Origin of the sequence: Streptomyces sp. MNU76 (assembly GCF_020982545.1) — a bacterium.
GTDB lineage: Bacteria > Actinomycetota > Actinomycetes > Streptomycetales > Streptomycetaceae > Streptomyces.
Genome location: NZ_JAJKLK010000026.1, coordinates 125,023 through 145,387, shown reverse-complemented (window position 1 = coordinate 145,387; position 20,365 = coordinate 125,023). Strand labels below are relative to the sequence as shown.

The 20,365-nt window shown below is 72.5% G+C and carries 15 protein-coding genes and 3 pseudogenes; 6 read left to right on the top strand and 12 right to left on the bottom strand.

Going from position 1 to position 20,365, the window contains the following annotated elements:
• Positions 1-7 precede the first annotated feature (7 nt).
• The 5 genes and pseudogenes from E4N62_RS41425 to E4N62_RS41400 all read right to left on the bottom strand — a co-directional run bounded on the left by E4N62_RS41425 (position 8) and on the right by E4N62_RS41400 (position 7,216).
• A complete protein-coding gene (locus tag E4N62_RS41425) occupies positions 8-1,189 on the bottom strand; it encodes an FAD-dependent monooxygenase (protein WP_230223113.1) in 1,182 nt (393 codons plus the stop codon).
• Complete coding sequence (locus tag E4N62_RS41420) at positions 1,186-2,808, bottom strand: class I adenylate-forming enzyme family protein (protein WP_230223110.1); 1,623 nt, start codon at positions 2,806-2,808, stop codon at positions 1,186-1,188. Before E4N62_RS41420 ends, E4N62_RS41425 begins: the two co-directional genes overlap by 4 nt.
• A gap of 3 nt (positions 2,809-2,811) precedes the next feature.
• Positions 2,812-4,452, bottom strand: coding sequence for a benzoate-CoA ligase family protein (locus tag E4N62_RS41415; RefSeq protein ID WP_230223226.1), 1,641 nt, complete (start codon positions 4,450-4,452; stop codon positions 2,812-2,814).
• Positions 4,449-6,597, bottom strand: a pseudogene (pabB, locus tag E4N62_RS41410) (aminodeoxychorismate synthase component I). The gene E4N62_RS41415 and the pseudogene pabB overlap by 4 nt, the downstream one beginning before the upstream one ends.
• Before the next feature lie 28 nt (positions 6,598-6,625).
• On the bottom strand, positions 6,626-7,216 hold the full coding sequence (locus tag E4N62_RS41400; RefSeq protein ID WP_230223106.1) for an antibiotic biosynthesis monooxygenase: 591 nt from the start codon (positions 7,214-7,216) through the stop codon (positions 6,626-6,628).
• 328 nt (positions 7,217-7,544) lie between these two features.
• On the opposite strand from E4N62_RS41400, the pseudogene E4N62_RS41395 reads away from it, so the two are divergent.
• Positions 7,545-8,955 (top strand): annotated as a pseudogene (locus E4N62_RS41395) (aspartate aminotransferase family protein).
• Between the two features lie 13 nt (positions 8,956-8,968).
• Here the strand turns inward: E4N62_RS41395 and E4N62_RS41390 are convergent.
• On the bottom strand, positions 8,969-9,775 hold the full coding sequence (locus E4N62_RS41390; protein WP_230223104.1) for an SDR family NAD(P)-dependent oxidoreductase: 807 nt from the start codon (positions 9,773-9,775) through the stop codon (positions 8,969-8,971).
• Between the two features lie 88 nt (positions 9,776-9,863).
• On the opposite strand from E4N62_RS41390, the pseudogene E4N62_RS41385 reads away from it, so the two are divergent.
• Positions 9,864-10,492, top strand: a pseudogene (locus tag E4N62_RS41385) (hypothetical protein).
• On the opposite strand, the gene E4N62_RS41380 reads toward E4N62_RS41385, so the two are convergent.
• The 4 genes from E4N62_RS41380 to E4N62_RS41365 all read right to left on the bottom strand — a co-directional run bounded on the left by E4N62_RS41380 (position 10,483) and on the right by E4N62_RS41365 (position 14,284).
• Positions 10,483-11,397 carry an SDR family oxidoreductase gene (locus tag E4N62_RS41380; RefSeq protein WP_230223102.1) on the bottom strand — a complete coding sequence of 305 codons (915 nt, stop codon included), beginning with the start codon at positions 11,395-11,397 and terminating at the stop codon, positions 10,483-10,485. The pseudogene E4N62_RS41385 and the gene E4N62_RS41380 sit on opposite strands and share 10 nt — an antisense overlap.
• 250 nt (positions 11,398-11,647) lie before the next feature.
• A complete protein-coding gene (locus E4N62_RS41375; RefSeq protein WP_230223099.1) occupies positions 11,648-12,277 on the bottom strand; it encodes an MBL fold metallo-hydrolase in 630 nt (209 codons plus the stop codon).
• Complete coding sequence (locus E4N62_RS41370) at positions 12,277-13,365, bottom strand: S-(hydroxymethyl)mycothiol dehydrogenase (protein WP_184902755.1); 1,089 nt, start codon at positions 13,363-13,365, stop codon at positions 12,277-12,279. The genes E4N62_RS41375 and E4N62_RS41370 overlap by 1 nt, the downstream gene beginning before the upstream one ends.
• Positions 13,366-13,555: 190 nt before the next feature.
• Entirely contained in the window at positions 13,556-14,284 is a 729-nt protein-coding gene (locus tag E4N62_RS41365) for a transketolase (protein WP_230223097.1), read from the bottom strand.
• A gap of 85 nt (positions 14,285-14,369) precedes the next feature.
• On the opposite strand from E4N62_RS41365, the gene E4N62_RS41360 reads away from it, so the two are divergent.
• Both E4N62_RS41360 and E4N62_RS41355 read left to right on the top strand, forming a co-directional pair.
• Positions 14,370-14,552 carry a hypothetical protein gene (locus tag E4N62_RS41360; RefSeq protein WP_230223095.1) on the top strand — a complete coding sequence of 61 codons (183 nt, stop codon included), beginning with the start codon at positions 14,370-14,372 and terminating at the stop codon, positions 14,550-14,552.
• An 88-nt stretch (positions 14,553-14,640) separates the two neighbouring features.
• The gene (locus tag E4N62_RS41355; RefSeq protein WP_230223093.1) at positions 14,641-16,401 is read left to right on the top strand and encodes an ABC transporter ATP-binding protein; all 1,761 of its coding nucleotides are present in this window, start codon (positions 14,641-14,643) and stop codon (positions 16,399-16,401) included.
• Positions 16,402-16,426: 25 nt separating this feature from the next.
• Here E4N62_RS41355 and E4N62_RS41350 read toward each other — a convergent pair whose 3' ends face one another.
• Together E4N62_RS41350 and E4N62_RS41345 are read right to left on the bottom strand one after the other, a co-directional pair.
• Complete coding sequence (locus E4N62_RS41350) at positions 16,427-17,887, bottom strand: aldehyde dehydrogenase family protein (RefSeq protein ID WP_230223091.1); 1,461 nt, start codon at positions 17,885-17,887, stop codon at positions 16,427-16,429.
• Positions 17,888-18,071: 184 nt separating this feature from the next.
• Positions 18,072-18,368, bottom strand: a complete 297-nt coding sequence (locus E4N62_RS41345; RefSeq protein ID WP_230223089.1) for a hypothetical protein — start codon at positions 18,366-18,368, stop codon at positions 18,072-18,074.
• Positions 18,369-18,579: 211 nt separating this feature from the next.
• Between E4N62_RS41345 and E4N62_RS41340 the strand changes: the two genes are divergently transcribed.
• Together E4N62_RS41340 and E4N62_RS41335 are read left to right on the top strand one after the other, a co-directional pair.
• The gene (locus E4N62_RS41340; RefSeq protein WP_230223087.1) at positions 18,580-18,945 is read left to right on the top strand and encodes a nuclear transport factor 2 family protein; all 366 of its coding nucleotides are present in this window, start codon (positions 18,580-18,582) and stop codon (positions 18,943-18,945) included.
• 144 nt (positions 18,946-19,089) lie between these two features.
• Positions 19,090-20,319, top strand: coding sequence for a glycosyltransferase (locus tag E4N62_RS41335; protein ID WP_230223224.1), 1,230 nt, complete (start codon positions 19,090-19,092; stop codon positions 20,317-20,319).
• Positions 20,320-20,365 lie beyond the last annotated feature (46 nt).

Sequence of the window (20,365 nt, the reverse complement as noted above, 5' to 3'; positions counted from 1 at the left end):
TTCCGGTTCAGTACTTGCGGCCCGCGACGGCCGGGGCGCCGTGCCGGGGGCCGTAGGGCGCGTGCTCCAGCCAGGCTCCGCAGCGGGGCACCATCGGGGCGAGGGCGGCCGCCGCCCGCTGCTTGACACGGACGATACGGCGCCGGGGCCGCAGATGGTCCAGGGCGGTGCCGGCGGCGGCGCTGTTGAACAGGCCCGCCGCACGCCGGATCCCGGCGAAGGAGTCGACGGCATGGGGGGTGCCCTCCGCCATCGCTCGGGCCGCGGCGACCGCGTCCGCGATGCCGCTGTTCATGCCACGCGCCCCGAACGGCGGGAAGAGGTGCGCGGCCTCGCCGGCCAGCAGCACCCGGCGGTGCGGGTCGGTGAAGTCGGCGGCGACCTTGCGCAGGAAGCGGTAGGTGGACACCCACAGGATCCGCTCGCCGTAGCCGTCGCCGACGACGTCGGGCAGCCAGCGGCGTACGGCCTCCCGGGTGCCGTGGTCCTCTGTCGCGTCGTCGTCGCGGCACTGGAGGTCGAGCTGGAAGCCGCCGGTGAACGGCACCCGCATGACACTGCGGCCGCCGAGGGCCGGGTGCTCGTAGTGGAAGACCCGCTCCAGGGGCAGTGCGGCGCCGGGGATGTCGGCGAGGTCCACCACGACGTGGAAGCCCTCGCCGTGGGTGCCCTCCAGGGGGATGCCCAGTTCGCGGCGTACCGCCGAGCGGGCGCCGTCGGCGGCGACCGCGTGGGTGCCCGTCCAGGTCCGGCCGTCCTCGCCGGTGAGGGTCACCCCGTCCGGGTCGGTGCGTACGGCGGTGATCCGTGCGCCCCACACGAACTTCACGCCGGCCTCCCGGCAGGCGGCGAGCAGGAAGCGCTCGGTGTCCACCTGGCGGAGGCTGGTGAAGGGCGGAATGCCGGTGGGCGGCGGGAAGGTGCGGGCGTAGACCTCGCGGCCCCGGTAGAGGGTGCGCCTGGTGTGCCAGGTCCGCCCGTACCCGGCGATCTCGGCGGCGAGCCCCGGACGGATCTCCTCCAGCAGGTGCAGGGTCTCGCGGTGCACGAACAGGGCGCGGCTGCCGGGGCGTTCACGGCCCTCGGGGTCGGCTTCCAGCAGGGTGACGGGCAGGTCGTGGGCGCGCAGGGCGAGGGCGGCGGCCAGCCCCACGGGCCCGGCGCCCACGACGAGGGCGGGGGTCGTCATGCGCGGGCGCTCTCGGCGAGCATGCGGGTGATCTCGACGCGCTTGACCTTCCAGGTGGAGGTCATCGGCAGTTCGTCGAAGCGCCACTGCCTCGGCTTCGCCATGGCGGGCAGATCGGCCGTGGCCTCGTGCCAGCGCCGTAGGTCCAGGGGCCGTTCGCCGCGCACGCAGACCACGGGGACGGGTTCGCGGTCGGCGCCGGGGACGATGACGACCTCGCGCAGTTCCTCCAGTCGGGACATCAGGGTGTCCTCGACCTCCAGGTTGCTGTGCACGGAGTCGATCTGGTCGATCTCACGGTCGATGAGGTAGAGGGCGCCCCAGCGGCTCTGGTAGCCCATGTCGCCCATCTGCCACCAGCCGCTGTCGAGTTGGCGCAGATAGCGGTCCCGGGCGCCCAGGTAGGTGAGGATGCGGCCCCGGGTGCGGGCCTCGATCCGGCCGGCGGTGCCGGGGGCGACCCGCCGCCCGGCGTCGTCGGCCACCCGGACGCGGGTGAAGCCGGGGATGCCGATGCCGACCCGGCGGCCATCGGCGCGGGCGGCGCTGCGGCGGGTGAACCACTGGAAGGCGACCGGGCCCGTCTCGCTCTGCCCGTACAGCTGGATGAGCCAGGGCGAGCGGCGCCGCGAGGCGTCCAGGAGCCGCTGCACGGTCCGTGGGTGGATGGCGTCGAAGGTGGAGCCGTAGGAGCGGACGCGGGACAGCGGGGCACCGGGCGCGTCGGCCAACTCCTCCCACAGCACGAAGGTGTTGGGGTGGGTCTCGACGATGCCGGGGCGGTGGCGGGCCAGCAGCGGGCCGACGTTCGACGGTTCCGGGTCGATGATCAGCAGCAGCGGGCTGCCGAAGTGCAGCAGGACGCCGAGCAGGTGGTAGAAGCGCGAGTGCACGAACGACATGTGCAGGGCGGCGGTCTCGCCCCGGGTGGGCCAGCCCATCGCCTTCTGCGGGACGAGCCGGTTCCACATGGTGTTCGGGCAGTGCACGGCCAGCTTGGGCAGTCCGGTGGTGCCGGAGCTGTGGGTGATGAGGGAGGCGTCCCGGGGGTGCAGGCGGACCGCTGCCGGGGTCGGGGCGCCCTGGTACTTCTGCAGCGGTTCCGCGCCCGGGGCGTCGTCGACACCGAGTGTGCGGCGGACCAGGCCGGTGAGGTCGACGTCCTGCAGGGGCCCATCGAGCTTGGCCCGGTCGGTGATCAGCCAGGGCTTGTGCAGCCGTTCGAGGAGCTGTCCGACCACCGGGCCGGCGAGGCCGGGCGAGAGCAGGACGGGAACGGCGCCGATCCGGGAGACCGCGCAGGTCAGCAGCACGATGTCGACGTTGTCGGTCTTGTGGACCACCACCTCCTCGGAGGGGCGTACGCCCGCTTCCCACAGGCGCCCGGAGAGTTCGTCGACGAGGTCGGCGAGGACGGTGTAGGTGAGGTCGGTGCCGATGTCGGGGTTGACGTCGAGGGGCCGGTCCAGCGTGACGAAGACGGGTCCGTGGCGGTCGGCGGCCTCTCTGAACATCGAGCCCAGGTAGAAGCCGCGGCCGGCGAGGGCGGGTTGCCGGTCGGTGGGGAGCCGGTCTCGCATGGCGGCGGACCTTTCTGCGGGGACGAGGGTGTCGGCCATGGCTCACCACGCTCCTTGGCGGACGAGGTGGCGGCGGAGCTTGCCGGTCGCCGTGCGGGGCAGCGTGGGCACGAAGCTGACGCTGCGGGGGACCTTGAAGGCGGCGAGTCTGTCGCGGGCCATGCAGATCAGTTCGGCCTCCAGGCCCACCCCGATGGGCGGGACGGGGACGACGAAGGCCCGCAGTCTGCTGGCGCCGCGCTCGTCGGTGACGGCGGCGACGGCGACGTCACGGACGCCGGGATGGGTGCGCAGCAGCGCCTCCACCTCCAGCGGGGAGACGGTGATGCCGCCGACCATCTCCATGTCGTCGGCGCGGCCGAGATGGCGGTAGGTGCCGTCGGATTCGCGGACGGCCCGGTCCCGGGTGGCGAGCCAGCCGCCGACGAGGGTGCGGGCGGTCTCCTCGGGCCGGTTCAGGTAGCCGGGTGTCACCGTCGGTCCGCGCACCCAGAGTTCGCCCGTCTCGCCGTCCGGCACCGGCTTGCCGGCGCGGTCGCGGAGTTCGACCTCGAAGCCGGGGACGGGCCGGCCGACCGTACCGGGGTGGTTGTGGTCGAAGCTGTTGGCGCAGAAGGCGTGGCCGGCCTCGGTGGAGCCGATCTGTTCGAGGACGGGGGCGCCGAGCAGTTCGGTGACCCGCGTGCCGAGTCCGGCGGGCATGCCCTCGCCGGCCGACACCGCGGCGCGCACCGAGGCGAAGCAGTCCTGGTGGCCGTCCGCCAGGTCGGTGACGAGGGCGGCGTACGCGGAGGGCACCGAGTACAGGAGCGTCACACGGTGCCGGGCGACGAGTTCGTCGACCGCCGCGGGGGTGGGACGGCGGTCGACGAGAACTGCGGAGGAGCCGGAGAAGAGCGGGAAGACCAGGGCGTTGCCGAAGCCGTAGGCGAAGTACAGCCGGGAGACGGAGAGGGTGACGTCGTCGGGGGTGATGCGCAGGAGCCGCCGGCCGATGAGGTCGTGGTACGTCTTGGGGTCACCGTGGACGTGGACGACACCCTTGGGGTGGCCGGTGGTTCCGGAGGTGTACTGGATGTACAGGGGGGTGTGGGCGTCGACGGGGTGGGCCGTCTTCCTGGGCGTGGCTGTGGTGCTCAGGGCCGTCAGTTGGTCGGAACTGAGGCGTGGGGCCGCTGCCGCCGTCTTCTCCGTGCGGATCGTGCGTGGCTGGTCGCGCCCACGCGGCGGAGCCGCAGGTGTCACTGCCCCGCGCTCCTTACGGGGCGTGGGGATGCCGGCCGAACGGTATGTGTCCAGCCCGGGTCCCGTCACCCACAGGACCGCGTTCGTGTCCTCTGCCATGAACTGGAGTTCGGGCGGGGTGAGTTCGGGGTTGACCAGGACCGCGACCGCGCCCAGGCGGGCCAGGGCGAGGAAGGTGGCGACCCAGGTGACGGAGTCCGGGAGGGCGAGGAGGACGCGGTCGCCGGGGCGGACGCCGCGGTCGGCGAGGACGGTGGCCGTGCGGGCCGCGAGGTCGTGGATCTCGCCGTGGGACCAGGCCCGGTGGCCCTGGTGGAAGGCCGGACGGTCGGCCCAGCCCCGTCGCTCGGCGAGGGCGGCGAGACGGGCCGCCAGGTTGCCGGGGGCGCCTGCGTCGGCGGCCCGCCGTGCGGGCCGGGACGTCGTGGTGATCGTCATCGCGTCGGCTCCTCGGTGACGGCCGGGGCGGAGGCATGCTCCCGGTGGGCCCGCATCAGTGCCGCCGTCTTCAGCAGCATCTCGTCGTACTCGGCGGCGGGATCGGAGTCGAGGACGATCGCTCCGCCCGCGCCCAGGTGCATACGGCCGCCCTGGAACACGGCGGTACGGATGACGATGCTGAGGTCCGCGCCGCCGCTGCACCCGAGGTAGCCGAGGGCTCCCGAGTACACGCCGCGCGCCTCGGTCTCCAGCGCGTCGATGATCTCCAGGGTGCGCAGTTTGGGCGCCCCGGTCATCGAACCGCCGGGGAAGCAGGCCCGGACGCAGTCCACGGCGTCGGTGCCCTCGCGCAGTCTGCCCTCGACCGTGGAGACGAGTTGATGCACGGTGGCGTAGGTCTCGGTGGCCATGAGGCGGGTGACCTTCACGGAGCCGGTCCGCGAGACGCGGCCGAGGTCGTTGCGGAGCAGGTCGACGATCATCAGGTTCTCGGCGCGGGTCTTGGCGTCGGCGGCCAGTTCGTCGCGAAGCCGGTCGTCCTCCTGCGGGCTGGTGCCCCGGGGCGCGGTGCCCTTGATGGGCTTGGCCTCGGCGATGCCGTCGCGGGTGATCCGCAGGAAGCGCTCGGGCGACGAGCCCGCGATGTCGAGGTCGCCGAACCTCAGGTAGGAGGCGTACGGGGCGGGGTTGATCCGGCGCAGCACCCGGTAGAAGTCGTACGGATCGTAGGGAGCGGGTAACCGGGCCGCGTTGGTCAGACAGACCTCGTAGCTGGTGCCCGCGTTCAGCTCCGCCTTGCAGGCGTCGATGTCGGCGAGGTAGGTGGCGCGGTCGCGGACCAGCCAGGGTTCGGCGGCGCGCGGGTAGGGCGCGGTGGCCGCCTTGAGGGGGACCGTGGCGTCCGAGCCGACGAAGGTCAGCTGGGCCAGCGCGGTGTCGAGCCAGTCGCCGGCCTCGCGGCAGGCCGCCGGGGTGTCCTCGGAGAGGCAGATCGCGTAGGTGTGGCCCTCCTGGTGGTCCACGGCGATCAGCCGGTCCGCGAACAGCCAGGCCGCGTCGGGCGTCTGGGCCTTGTGCCGGTTCGCGGAGCCGGTGTCGGCCTTGAGTTCGTAGCCGAAGTAGCCGACGTAGCCGCCGGTGAAGTCGAAGGGCAGGCCTGTCGCGTCGACCTTGCGGCCGGCCAACTGCCGCTTGAGGTAGTCGAAGACGCTCGCCCGGACCCGGCGGGTGGGCCGGCCCTCGCGTTCGATCTCGCACAGGCCGCTGTCGACGTCGTAGCGGACGACCTCGGCGAGGGGGCCGCTTCCGTCGCCGAAGAACGAGAACCGCGACAGGCCCTCCTCGACGCGGGAGCTGTCCAGCCAGAAGGCGTGCGGCGCGTCGGCGTACATCCGGGTGAAGGCGGCCTCGGCGTCGACGGCGCCGGCGATACGGCGGGTGTGCAGCCGGTAGGCGGAACGGGACCGCCGGGGGCGGGGATGGCGGCCGCGAGAGGGCCGGGCACGGCGGGTGGGCACCGGTGACGGGAGCGACCGCCGTGTTCTCGGTACGGGGGCTGCCCGCCCGTTCCGCCGTGAGGTCGCGGAAGTTCACCAGCAACCGGTGGCCGTGGTCGGTGAGGATCGACTCGGGGTGGAACTGGACGCCCCACAGCGGCCGTTCGCGGTGCCGCAGCCCCATGAGAACGCCGTCCTCGGACCAGGCGGTCGCCTCCAGGGCCGACGGCAGCGGCTCGCGCACGGACAACGAGTGGTAGCGGACGACCGTGAAGTTCTGCGGCAGGCCCCGGAACAGATCGCGGCCGTCGTGCCGGACCGTGGACAGGTGACCGTGGCGGGGCCACGGCGCGGGCTCGACATCGGCTCTCTCCCCCACCGCGATGCCCTGATGTCCCAGGCAGACGCCGAGGACGGGAATCTCGGCCTCGGCGATCAACCGGGCGGCGATACCGAAGTCACGCGCTCGTGCGGGGTGGCCGGGCCCGGGCGACACCACCACGTTGTCGAATTCCCCCAACATCGGAATGTCGTCGGCCGAGGCGTCGTTGAGCACGACCACCGGCTCCTCGCCGTTGACCTCGGCGATCAGCTGGAACAGGTTGTACGTGTACGAGTCGTAATTGTCGATGAGCAGGGTCTTCACCCGCCCACCCCCCTCTTCGTTCTCGGACCTAGGCGGTCCGTCGTTTGTGCCGACCGCGCAACGCCTGCAACGGCGGATACAGCCATTTCTTCAGGAATCTCTGGAGTCTCGGCATGAGAATCCAGGTGACGATGGCTGCCACGGTCAGACACAGCAGAAGTGTACGGAAAAGCGGATTCAGGTCGTTGAGATAGGGAAGTATTGCCTGGTTGAACAAGAACACGGGCGGGAAGACCGCACCGGAATTCACCAACCAGAGTTTCCATTTCGGGGGTGGCCCCGGCGGGCCGGCCGGTGTCGGGGCCCGCGCGGCCTGGGAGTCGAACCAGGCCCTGGAACCCACGATGCTCCGCCGACCCGTCTCCTGCGCCAATGGGTCGGCGCGGGCCGATAACTGCGCCCAGACCACGGAATTCTCCCAGGTCCGGGCCGAGTCCTCGCTGTCGAAGCGGTAGACCACATGCCAATCAGCCTCTCCGTCGACAAGTACGCCACCTCCCAGAAAACCCGGCTGCTGCGCACTCGTACGCAGCGCGGCCCACCCCCAGGAGTGAAAGTCGGCCTCACGCCCCGGCACCACCTGGTACGCGACGGTGACGGTAACGGGAATCCTGCTCACGGTGTGGAATACGTGAAGACCGTGGGCGCCGTTCAAGCCTCGACGAAGTTTTTCGACGGCGTCCGGATCGTACTCCTATGACGGTCTTTCAGATATCTTGACGGCTTCTGTCGCGGGGTACGCCGGGGCAACTTCAGTAATTTCACGGAAACGCTTGCCCGCTGAGTGGGAATAGGCGCATCATTCGCCGACAGCCCCCGGCCAATTACCGGAAAGGGAAGGAGTGCCCGGCCCCCCGGACCCTCCGGACGCCTCCGCTCGCCGACAGGGCCAGTTCCTCGCGAGTGGACCGGGACCACGTTCCGCTCCCCGCCCTACGCTGCCGATCATGGACCCCGTACTCGCCGACGATCTCTCCCGGCTTCCCGAACTGCTGCAGGCCGCCCGTGACTTCGCCGCCGGGGAGGTGATGGGCCTCGCGGACCGGCCCGTCGCCCGGCTCGACGGACCGCCCGGGACCGTACCGCTGCCCGTCGAGGGCGTCGGGGCGTCAGGGGCCCTGACGGAGTTCGCCGAGCGCTGGGCCGGCGGATTCTCCGGATCGGCCGGCCCCCGGTACCTCGGCTTCGTCACCGGCGGGGCCACGCCTGCCGCCGTCGCCGGGGACTGGCTGACCGGTGCGTACGACCAGAACGTCTCGGGCGGCCAGGACTCCTCCGCGAGCGCCCTGGAACGGCAGACGCTGGGGTGGCTGCGGGAGTTGTTCGGGCTGGGCGCGGAGTACGGCGGCGCCTTCGTGACCGGCGCGACCGTCTCCAACATCGTGGGGCTCGCCGTCGCCCGCGAGTGGCTCGGCGAACGGCTGGGCGTGGACGTGTCCCAGGAGGGCGTCGCCGCCCTCGGCCCTGTCGACGTGCTCTCCGGCAGCCCGCACTCCAGCGTCGCCAAGGCGCTCTCGGTGCTCGGCGTCGGCCGTGACCGGCTGCGTACCGTCCCCCTGCTGCCCGGGGGCCGTGAGGCCGTGGACGTGGAGGCCCTCGCCGCCGCCCTCGGCACTGGACGGGCGGCCGGCGATCGTCGTGGCCAACGCCGGGACCGTCAACTCGGTCGACTTCGACGACCTGCGGGCGGTCGCCGCGCTCAAGGAACGCCATGACTTCTGGCTCCACGTGGATGCCGCGTTCGGCGCCTTCGCCGCGCTGTCGCCGTCGTACGCGCATCTCGTCGACGGCCTCGACTGCGCCGACTCGATCTGCGTGGACCTCCACAAGTGGCTGAACGTGCCCTACGACGCCGCCGTCCAGTTCACCCGCCGCCAGGACCTCCAGGTGCGTGTCTTCCGCAACGACTCCCCGTACCTCGGCCTGCCCACCGGCGACCCCGACTTCCTGCACCTCACACCGGAGAACTCCCGTCGGCTGCGCGCCCTCCCGGCCTGGTTCTCCCTCGTGGCGTACGGCCGGGCAGGGCACCGCGAGATCGTCGAGCGCAACGTGGAGCTCGCGCGTGCCCTCGGTGAACGGCTGGCCCAGGTGCCGGGGTTGACCCTGGTGGCCCCCGTCCGGCTGAACGTCGTCTGCTTCACCCTCGCCGAACGGCCCACCCGGGAACGGGTCCAGGCCCTGGCCCACGCGATCGCCGTCTCCGGCGAGGTCTTCGTGACCCCGACCGTCCTCGGTGGGACGCACGCACTGCGGGCCGCGTTCAGCAACTGGCGTACGACGGCGGCGGACACGGAACGCGTTCTCGCAGCCGTGGTCGCCGCGACGGAGACGGTCGACGCGGCCACCGGGCCGTGACCCCACCAGGGTCCTATGCCCGCTCCTCGTCCCGCCAGGCTCGCGCCGCCCGGGCGAACGCGGTGTTGACGGCCAGCAGACCGCCGTCGACGCGCAGGGTGGTGCCGGTGATCCAGGCCGCGTCCCGGGAGGCGAGGAAGGCCACGGCCGCCGCGATGTCGGCCGGCTCGCCGACACGGCCCAGGGGATAGATCTCGGCGAGGTCGTCCAAGTGGGCCTCGCGGCCCGCCCAGCCGGGGGTGCGGACCGTGCCGGGGGCAACCAGGTTGACCCGGACGCCACGGGGCGCGGCGTCGCCCGCGAGGGTACGGGTCAGGGAGCCGAGGCCGGCCTTCGCGGCGCTGTAGGCGTGGTTGCCGAAGTCCTGAAGGCCGTTCACGGAGCCGATGTTGACGATGGCACCGCGCCCCGAGGCCACCAGGTGCGGCAGGGCGGCGCGGGAGCACCGGAACGCCCCGGTCAGGGTGAGGTCGAGGTCGCGGGCCCAGGACTCGTCCGGGGTGTCCTCGAAGAGCGGCACGTCCGGGGTGCAGCCGAAGGCGTTGTTCACCAGGACGTCGAGCGAACCGAGGACGGCCACCGCGTGCGTGACCGCTGCCTCGACTGACCCCCGGTCCCCGACGTCGCACCGGTACGCCTCCGCTGCCAGCCCCCGCTGTCGCAGCTCCGTCACGGTACGCTCGGCCGCCGCCAGGTCGACGTCCGTGACGAGTACATGTGCCCCCTCCTCGGCCAGCCGCCGGGCCGTCGCCGCGCCGATCCCGCGCGCCGCGCCCGTGATGAGAACCCCGTACCCCTCGAAACGTCCCGTCGCATGCATACGGCAGAACGTACTCCGCGCCGACCGCCGACAGCCGCCCGTCACGCCGCCCTTCGCCCGCGGTCCTGGCCCCGGATACGGTCTGATCATGTCGACTTTGATCCAGCAACTCCCGGCCCTGCTCGGCGTGGTGATCGGCGCGCTCGGCTCGTACCTCGTGGTGATGCGGGGCGAGCAGGTGCGGTTCCGGCGCGAGCGGGAGACCCGTTGGGAGGAGCGGCGGCTCTCGGTGTACGCCGACTGGGCACGGGCCCTGAAGCAGTCCATCACCCTGACGTACCGGGTCGCCTCCCACCTCGGCAACGACCCCCATCCCCACCCCTGTCACCGGAGGAGGCCGCGCCCCTCATGGCGGAGGCGACGGTCGCCCGGGATCCCTCCGGCGAGGCACTGCTGCTCCTCGGCAGTCCCGAGGTGGTGGAGAAGGCCCGCGCCTGGGTCGTCACGGTGATGAGGATGGAGGAGTTCCTGCGCGCCGGGACCAGTGACCCGGCGGCCTGGCAGGTGCTGCTGGAGCGGCAGCGGGCCGGGCGGGAGGCCTACTACGTCGCCGTGCGCGAGGACCTGGCGCTCCCGCCCGGCCACGCGGCGCGCTGGCAGCTGCCGTCCCCGCCACCCCATTACGGCGACGGTGTCCGGCTGAACCAGGGCGACGAGGGCCGACCCGATGCCGGTGACGGGGCCCGGGCGGGCGCCGGTGACGGCGGTCAGCGGTAGCCGGTGGTGTCCGCCGGCTTGCCCGCGTCCTGGACCTCGACGATGTAGCGCCAGGCGTCCGGCCGGCTGCCGTCGAGGTCGGTGAAGCCGTAGGTCCGGGCGAGGGAACCGCTGGAGAGGGACTGCCCGTTGAAGCGGGCGACCTCCGGGTCGGCGGCGAGCGCGGCGACGGCCCGGCCGACGAAGCGGGGGGTCTCGGAGATGGCGAAGTGGGGGACGCGTTCGAGGGCGTCCCGCCAGTTCTCCTCGGTGACCCCGAACCCGTCGAGCATCATCTCCGAGCGGAGCCAGCCGGGGGTGAGGGCCACGGCGGTGGCGCCGCGCGGCCCCAGCTCATGGCCGAGGGCGAACGCCATGCGCAGGACGGCGGACTTGGCGAGGTCGTAGAAGAAGGTGGCGCGGTAGTTGGCCCCGTTGTACTCGGCCGTGCCGTCGGTCATCTCCACGACCAGGCCGCCGGGGTTGCGCAGCAGCAGCGGCAGGGCGAAGTGGCTGGTGATGGCATGGGTCTCGACGGCGAGGCGCAGCAGCCGCAGCCCGTTGTCGAGATCGTGCTCCCAGACCGGACTCTCCCACTCGAAGAGCTTCTCGCCGCCCCAGACATCGTTGACGAGGACGTCCAGCCGGCCCCGCTCCTCGGCGATCCGGTCGACGAGGGAGCGGACCTGTTCCGGTTCGAGATGGTCGGTGGGTACGGCGATGCCGTGGCCGCCGGCCTCGGTGACGAGGTCGGCGGTGTCCTCCAGGGTCTCCGGGCGGTCGTACTCGGAGCGCCGCTCCCGCGTGGAACGCCCCGTCGCGTAGACCGTCGCTCCGGCCGCCCCCAGCTCCACGGCGATCCCCCGGCCCGCTCCGCGGGTGGCTCCCGCGACCAGTGCGACCTTGCCGTCCAGTGGCTTCGACATCTGCGACCTCCATTGCGTACGGGTGACACCTTGGCCGACGCCGGGGGTGGTCCGGCGTCGTCGACACGAGGGTGTCGTGGAAGCCGGACATCTTCTGTCGGGTTTTCCGTGGGCCCGCCCCATGGCTCGGTTTCGACGGGGTGATCGGGCGGCTGCGGGTTCGTCGGTGCTTGTCGCACCCACGCGGCGGAGCCGCATGTTCGATACAGCCCCGCGCCCCTTTCGGGGCGCGGGTGCGGGACTCTTCGGATCAGTGGCCCCTGTCGATCCACTCCTGCAGATGCGGGGCCTCGGCCCCGATCGTCGTGCTGTCGCCGTGGCCCGTGCGCACGACCGTGTCGGGTGGGAGGGCGAGGAGGCGGTCGCGGATCGAGTCGATGATCGTCGGGAAATGGGAGTAGGAACGGCCGGTGGCGCCGGGGCCGCCGGAGAAGAGGGTGTCGCCGGTGAAGACCGTGCCGAGGCCGGGGTCGTAGAGGCAGACGGCGCCCGGGGCGTGGCCGGGGGTGTGCAGGACGGTCAGGTCGGCGCCGGCGGCCTCGATGACCTGTCCGTCGGCCAGCCAGTGGTCGGGCAGTCGGTCCGGGTGGGTCTGCTTCCACAGCGGCAGGTCGTCGGGGTGGAGCCAGATCGACGCGCCGGTGCGCTCGGCGAGCGCGGGGGCGGCGTCGATGTGGTCGTTGTGCGCGTGGGTGCACACGATGGCCTTCAGCCGGCGGTCGCCCACGGCCTCCGCGATGGCGTCGGCGTCGTGGGCGGCGTCGATGACGATCACCTCGTGGTCGTCGCCGACGAGCCAGACGTTGTTGTCGACGTCCCAGGTGCCGCCGTCGAGGCTGAACTGACCCGAGGTGACGAGGTGTTCGATACGGGCGGCCATCAGAGCGTCACCACCGAGCGCAGGACGTCGCCGCCGTGCATCCGCTCGAAGGCCTTCTCCACGTCGTCGAGCCCGATGGTCTCCGTGACGAACGCCTCCAGATCCAGGCGGCCCTGGAGGTAGAGGTTGATCAGCATGGGGAAGTCGCGGTCGGGCAGGCAGTCGCCGTACCAGGAGGACTTCAGGGCGCCGCCGCGGCCGAAGACGTCCAGGAGGGGCAGTTCGAGCTTCATCTCCGGAGTCGGCACGCCGACGAGGACGACCGTGCCCGCCAGGTCACGGGCGTAGAAGGCCTGCTTGTAGGTCTCGGGGCGGCCGACCGCCTCGATGACGACGTCGGCGCCGAAACCTCCGGTCAGTTCACGGATCGCCTCGACGGGGTCGGTGTTCTTGGAGTTGACCGTGTGGGTGGCGCCGATGCTCTTGGCGGTGCTCAGCTTCCGGTCGTCGATGTCGACGGCGATGATCTTCTCGGCGCCCGCCAGCCGGGACCCGGCGATGGCCGCGTCGCCGACGCCGCCGCAGCCGATGACGGCGACACTGTCCCCGCGCCCCACGTTCCCGGTGTTGATCGCGGCCCCGATGCCCGCCATCACCCCGCAGCCCAGCAGTCCGGCCACCGCGGGGGCGGCGGCCGGGTCGACCTTGGTGCACTGGCCCGCGGCGACGAGCGTCTTCTCCGCGAAGGCGCCGATCCCGAGGGCGGGCGCCAGCTCCTGACCGGTGGAGGCGAGGGTCATCTTCTGCGTCGCGTTGTGGGTGGCGAAGCAGTACCAGGGGCGACCACGCCGACAGGCCCGGCAACTGCCGCACACCGCACGCCAGTTGAGGATGACGAAATCACCGGGCGCGACATCCGTGACCCCCTCCCCCACCGACTCCACCACACCGGCCGCCTCATGGCCGAGCAGGAAGGGGAAGTCGTCGTTGATGCCCCCCTGCTTGTAGTGCAGGTCCGTGTGGCACACCCCGCACGCCTGAACCTTCACCACGGCCTCCCCCGGTCCCGGGTCGGGCACCACGATCGTCTCGATCCGCACCGGCTCGTTCCTGCCGGGTGCGATCACGCCGCGTACTTCCTGCGCCATGGTGAACCTTTCCGTCGATCCGTGAGAGGGCGGTCGCCCGCCCACGGTCACCCTACGGACTGACCAGCCGGTAGGGCCTCCCGAGCGGCCGGAGCCGTGGCCGAAACAGGCTGCCCGCGACACCTGGGGGGCGCCCTGCCCTCCCTCGCCTCGCGGCGGTCACCCACGTGCGTGGCACGCGCCCGCCGCGTCAGCGCATGATGTCCCGCACGGCCCTGGCGATCCCGTTCTCGTCCAGGCCGTCCGCGTCGCGGAGGGCCGGCAGACGGTGGGGCACGTGGACGAGGGTCCGGGCGACCCGGCTCGCCGTCGTGCCGGGCAGGCAGGGCTCGACGAGGACGACATCGGCGTGGTCGGCGGCGAGGACGGCCGTGCGCAGGCCGATCTCGTCGAAGGGGCGGATGGTGGTGGCGTAGAGGACGGCGAGGTCCAGTCCCGCGGTGGCGCGCAGCACGGGATCGAGGGCGGCGCCCACGGCGAGCACGACGCCGTCGAGACCCGGTCGTACCAGACGGAAACCGCCGGTGGCCTCGTACGTGGAGGTGTTGGAGCGCGCGGAGACATGGACGTACGCGCGCTCCCCGCGGGCGAGGGCGGCCGTGACGGTGCGCCGCACCTCGTCGGGGTGTCCGGGGGCGTGCACGGTCCAGCCGGGCGTGGTCGCGTACCGGTTCGACTCGTCCACGGCTCCGCAGCCCACGAGCACGCCGCCCCGCTCGCGCCGCTCGGGGACGGTCTCGGTGAGTGCGAGCGGCACCGGTGACCGGGACGCGGTGAGGCGCTGCACGGCGACTGGGCGGACCGGGGCCGTCGGACCCGGCTGCTGCGCGTGGGACCGGCCGTGCACTCGGCCCACCTCGATCTGCTCCTCGACGAGTACCGGGCCACCCTGCGGAGCCTGGACCTCAGTCCCCCGCACACCCGCTGCTCTCCGCGTCACCGCGGGGCCGGTCGAGGCCGATGCCACCGAACCGGACTTCCGGGTACGGGAGTTGCGTGATCCCGTGCGGTTCTCGGACGCGCTCGACGTGCTGCGCCGGGACGGTGTGCGGACGTACCTCGAACTGGATCCGGGCGAGGTGCCGGCCCGCACGACCGAGGAATGCCCGACCGACGACGTCGGCACCACCACCCCGTCGGCCGTGCTCACCGTCACCCGGGACCGGGAGCTGCTGCTGGGCGGTTGAAAGTCGTTCCCGGTGCTCCTCACGCCCGACGTAGGCTGAAGCTCCGCGCCCCGGTCCCCACTCCCCGACCGACCTGCCGAGGAGCCTCGTGAGCACCCCTGAGACCACCGCCGAGCGGCAGCCACCCACCTGGCGGCTGCTGCTCGGCTATGTACGGCCCCATCGCTGGACCCTGCTGCTGGGCGCGGTGCTGTCGCTCGTCACCGGAGCCACCGGCCTCGCCCTGCCGCTGGTGGCCCGGGAGCTGATCGACGACCTGTCGCACGACCGGACGATCACCTGGGCGCTGGTCCTCATGTCCGTGCTGGTCGTCACCAACGCGGCCGTGGGCGCGGTGGGTTCGTACGTGCTGCGGCGCACCGCCGAGTCGGTGGTGCTCGGCGCGCGGCGCGCCCTGTCGTCGTATCTGCTGCGACTGCGGATCACCGCGGTGGACCGCAGCGAGCCGGGCGATCTGATGGCGCGGATCACCTCCGACACCACTCTGCTGCGCGAGGTGACCACCGACACCCTGGTGGGCCTCGGCACCGGCGGACTCACCCTGGTGGCGACGGTGGTGCTGATGGGTCTGGTGGACCCGGTGCTCCTGGTCGTGACGCTGAGCGTGATCGTGGGCGCGGGCGTGGTGTTCGGGGTGATCGTGCCGCGCATCAACCGGGCGAGCAGGGCCGCGCAGGACGCGGTCGGCGCGATGGGCGCCTCGCTGGAGCGGATCCTCGGCGCGCTGCGCACGGTGAAGGCGTCCGGTGCCGAGCACCGCGAGGAGGAGACGATCCACGCGGCGGCCGAGGAGTCGTGGCGGCAGAGCGTCCGGGCCGCCAAGTGGTCGGCGGCCGCCGGGAACACGGCCGGGCTCGCCATGCAGATCGCCTTCATCACCGTGCTGGCGGTGGGCGGCGCGCGGGTCGCGACCGGCGCGATCGACGTGGGCACGCTGGTGGCGTTCCTGCTGTACGTCTTCTATCTGATGTCGCCGATCCAGCAGGTCGTGGGCGCGATCACGCAGTACCAGACCGGTGCCGCCGCGCTCGCCCGCATCCAGGAGGCGCTGCGGCTGCCCGCCGAACCGGCCGGCGAGGCGGCTCCGCTGCCGTCCCCGGACGCTGAGCCGGCCGCGCTCGCCTTCGACGAGGTCCGTTTCCGGTACGCCGACGACCTGCCGTACGTCCACCACGGGGTGACCTTCGAGGTCCCCGCGCGGGGCATGACGGCGTTCGTCGGCCCGTCGGGCGCGGGCAAGACGACGGTCTTCTCGCTGATCGAGCGGTTCTACGACCCCGAGGCGGGCGTCATCACGGTCGACGGCCGCGACGTCGCCGAGTGGGACCTGTCCCGGCTGCGGTCCGCGATCGGGTACGTCGAACAGGACGCGCCGGTGCTGTCGGGGACGTTGCGGGACAACCTGCTCCTGGGCAACCCGCTGGCCGACGAGGGCGATGTCGGCCGGGTGCTGAAGACGACCCGGCTGGACGGGCTGGTCGCCCGGCTCCCGCAGGGCCTGGAGACCCTGGTCGGGCACCGGGGCACCAAGCTCTCCGGCGGTGAGCGTCAGCGGGTCGCCATCGCGCGGGCCCTGCTGCGCCGCCCCCGGCTGCTGCTGCTCGACGAGGCGACGAGCCAGTTGGACGCGGTGAACGAGGCGGCGCTGCGGGACACGGTCGCCGACGTGGCCCGCACGACGACGGTGCTGGTGGTGGCCCACCGGCTGTCCACGGTGACGATGGCCGACCGCATCGTGGTCATGGACGCGGGCCGGGTCCGCGCGGTCGGCACCCACCGTGAACTCGTGGCCGCCGACCCGCTGTACGCGGAGCTGGCGGCCACGCAGTTCCTCGCGACGGCCGGTTAGCCGCGGCCTCGCCGGCCCCGGGGCGTCAGAAGGGGAAGTGCGACTGCTGGCCGGCGATGGTCACCCAGCGGGTGTTGGAGAACGCCTCGATGCCCCAGCGGCCGCCGAAGCGGCCGTAGCCGGAGGCCTTGATCCCGCCGAAGGGGGCCATCGGCTCGTCCGCCACCGACTGGTCGTTCACGTGCACGATGCCGGTACGGATCCGGCGCGCGACGGCCAGTCCGTGGGTGGCGTTCTCGGTGATGATGCCGCAGCTCAGACCGTTGTCGGTGTCGTTGGCGACCGCCACGGCGTCCGCGTCGTCGGCGAACGACCGCACGACGCAGAGCGGGCCGAAGGACTCCTGGTAGTAGAGGTCGGCGTCCTCGGGGACGTCGGTGAGCACGGTCGCCGGGTGCACCGCACCCTCGGGCTGCCCGCCCCCGGTGAGCACCGTGGCGCCCTTGGCGACGGCGTCCTTGACCAGGGCGGCGATCCGCTGTGCGGCGGAGGCGCTGACCAGCGGGCCGACCACCGTGTGAGGGTGGTTCGGGTCCCCGGCCCGGAGACCGGCGACCTTGGCGGTGAACTTCTGCGCGAACTCCTCGGCCAGCGACTCATGGACGAGGATGCGGTCGCCGGACATGCAGATCTGCCCGGCGTTCATGAAGACGCTGAAGGTGACGGCGTCGACCGCGTAGTCCACATCGGCGTCGTCGAGCACGATCACGGAGTTCTTGCCGCCCAACTCCAGCACGGCGGGCTTGAGATGACGGGCCGCGTGCTCGCCGATGATACGGCCGACGCCGGTGGAGCCGGTGAAGTTCACCGCGCGTACCCGCTCGTCGGAGATCAGCGCCTCGGCGATCTCCGCGGCGTCCTCGGGGGCGTTGGTGACGACGTTGAGCACGCCGTCGGGGAGGCCCGCCTCGCGGAACACGTCCGCGACCAGCAGGCCGCAGGCGATCGGCGCGTCCTCGCTGGGCTTGACGACGACCGTGTTCCCGGCGGCCAGCGGCGCCGCGACGGCCCGTACACCGAGGATGACGGGCGCGTTCCACGGCGCGAACGCCGCCACCACGCCCAGCGGTTCACGCACCGCGAGACCGAGCGCGCCCTCCTTCTGGCTGCTGAGGACCTCGCCGCGCGGCGCGGTGATCGCGGCCGCCGCCTCCCGCAGGATGTTCGCCGCCAGCGCCACGTTGAAGAACGCCCACGGCCGGGTGCCGCCCGCCTCCCGGGCCATGATCTCGGCGACCTGCTCGCCCCGGCCCTCCAGCAGATCCGCCGCCTTGAAGAAGATCGCCCGTCGCGCGAAGGGGGTGAGCGCGGCCCACTCCTCGAAGGCGGCGTCTGCGGCGTCCACGGCCCGCCGGACGTCCTCCGGCCCGGCCGCCGCGACCGTCGCGTACACCTCCCCCGTGTACGGGTCGAGGTCATCGGCGGTGCGGCCGGACGTGGCGGGCACGTCCTTGCCGCCGATCAGAAGGTCACGGGTGATGGCCATTGCGGCTTCCTCGGGGGTACGTATCGACGACGGTACGTGATCGAGCATGATCGGTCGGGAGCGTTCGTAGTGCGAAATTCAATTACGTTACTGTTCCGTGATCCTCTGCCCGGTCCCCGGGCATGTCAAGAGCCCCACCACAAGGTCCGCGGTGGGGCTCACGGTCCGTGCACGACCGGCTCCGCTACTCGATGGCGCCCAGCAGGCCGAGGGCGGGCGCGGCCAGGTCGGTGACCTGGTGCAGTTCGTTCAGCCGGTTCAGCTCGTGCACCTGGTTGAGGCTTTTCAGCTGCTGCGAGGGGCGGGGCAGGGCCGCCCGGTGCTCCTCGGGCAGGTCGCTGACGGCGAGCGAGTCCAGCGTGGTCATCGGGTTGAGCTGGGTCGCTTCCGCGACGGCGTCCGCGTTCGCCATCGGGGCGGCCAGGCCGGTGACACCGACGGCGAGACCCACGGCGGCGACGATACGTCGAGTTGAGATCATGCCCTCAGCAACGGCCCCCGGCCCTCGACGGTCACGGCCGCTCACCCGTGAGGCGCATCCCGGGACGTGCGGCGTGGGCCCCACCGTGCGGCGCGCGCCCGCGCTCGCGCCTGCGCTTGCCGTGTCGCGCCGGGCGGAGGAGCCTCGTGGGGAGAGGCCGTTCGCGGCCCGCTGACCTATGCCGGGCCACGGCCTTCGAAGGAGGTCATCCATGGGCACCTCGACCAGCCCCGCCTTCGACGTCGAAGCGCTGCGCAGGGGCACGGAGGAAGCGAACGCGGCGACTCTGACGTCGCTCTACGCGGAAGACGCCGAGCTGCGCGTCGTGGACCGCAACACCCAGCCCAGCCACCCCAAGGTCCTGCACGGCCGGTCCGAGATCGGCGCGATGCTCGACGACGTGTGCAGCCGGGAGATGACGCACAAGGTCGAGCAGTGCCTGGTCCAGGGCGACCAGGTCGCGTTCACCGAGTCCTGCGAGTACCCCGACGGGGTGCGGGTCCTGGCGAGTTCGATGATCTCGCTGAAGGACGGGAAGATCGTCGACCACACGATGATCCAGGCCTGGGACGAGTAGCCGCAATAGCCGGGACACCGGGGACGAGCGGGTCGTCCGCCGGCGAACTGGCCGGACGCGGGGGCTCTTTCGGGTCATCCCGGTGCGCTCCCCCTGACTCGGTGTGGTCGCGCCGCCATACTGGCGGGCGTGCGTGTAGCGATCATGACGGCGGGTTCCCGGGGTGACGTGGCGCCGTACACCGGGCTCGGACACGGGCTGGTGCGGGCGGGGCACGAGGTCACACTGGTGACCCACACCCGGTTCGAACCGCTGGTGGCGGGCTCGGGCGTCGCCTTCCACGCTCTGCCCGTGGATCCGCGGGCAGAACTGGAGTCGGAGCGCGGGCAGGGCCTGCACCGCAGTTCCACGGGCGCCGGGAAGCTGTACCGGGCGGTGGAGATGGCCCGGAGTCTGGTCGGGCGGATGGCTGGCGATCTGGTGGCCGCCGCCCGCACCAGTGACGCCCTGCTGCTGGCGGGCACCCTCGCGCCCCTTGGCCACACCATCGCCCAGGGCCTGTCGATCCCGAGCCTGGGCGTCAACCTCCAACCCCTGGCGCCGACAAGGGACTTCGCGCCCCCGATGACCGGGGTGCGTTCCTGGGGTCCGCTCGGCAACCGGGCGGCGGGGCACGCGGTGAACGCGGCCGTCGAGTGGATCTTCAAGGAGGAGGTGCGCAGGCTGCGCGCCGAGTACGGACTCGCGCCCACCGGCCCGACTGCGGCGCGGCGCGCCCGGGAACGGCCGGACCGGCCGGTGTTCCACGGCTTCAGTCCCCGGGTGGTGCCACGCCCCGGGGACTGGCGGGCCGGGCTGGACGTCACCGGCTACTGGTGGCCCCACGACCGCGAGGACCGGCTGCCCGCCCCGCTGCTTGACTTCCTCGACGCCGGTCCGCCGCCGGTCTTCGTGGGCCTGGGCAGCGCCACCGTGCCCGATCCCGAGCGGATGAGCGGCGAGGTCGTACGGGCCCTGCGGGCGGCCGGGCTGCGCGGGGTGATCCAGCGGGGCTGGGGCGAACTGCGGGGCGAGGGCGACGACATGTTCACCGTGGGCGAGGTGCCGCACTCGCTGCTCTTCCCGAGGACGGCGGCCGTCGTGCACCACGCGGGCGCGGGCACGACGGGGGCCGGCCTGCGCGCCGGGGTCCCGGCCGTACCGGTGCCGGTGCAGTTCGACGAGGGTTTCTGGGCGGCCCGATTGGTCGCCCTCGGGGTGTCGCCGGGGGCCGTCCCCCTGCGGGGCTTCACCGCCACCGCCCTGACGGTCGCCCTGCGCCGGGCGACCGGCGACCCGTCGTACGCCCACCGCGCCCGGACCCTGGCCGCCGAACTGCGCACGGAGGACGGAGTGGCCCCGGTCCTGACCGCGGTGAACCGTCTGGCCGGTTGAGGTGCGAGGACGCCTGCGGGCCTGAAAGACGACGGCTCTGCGGGCC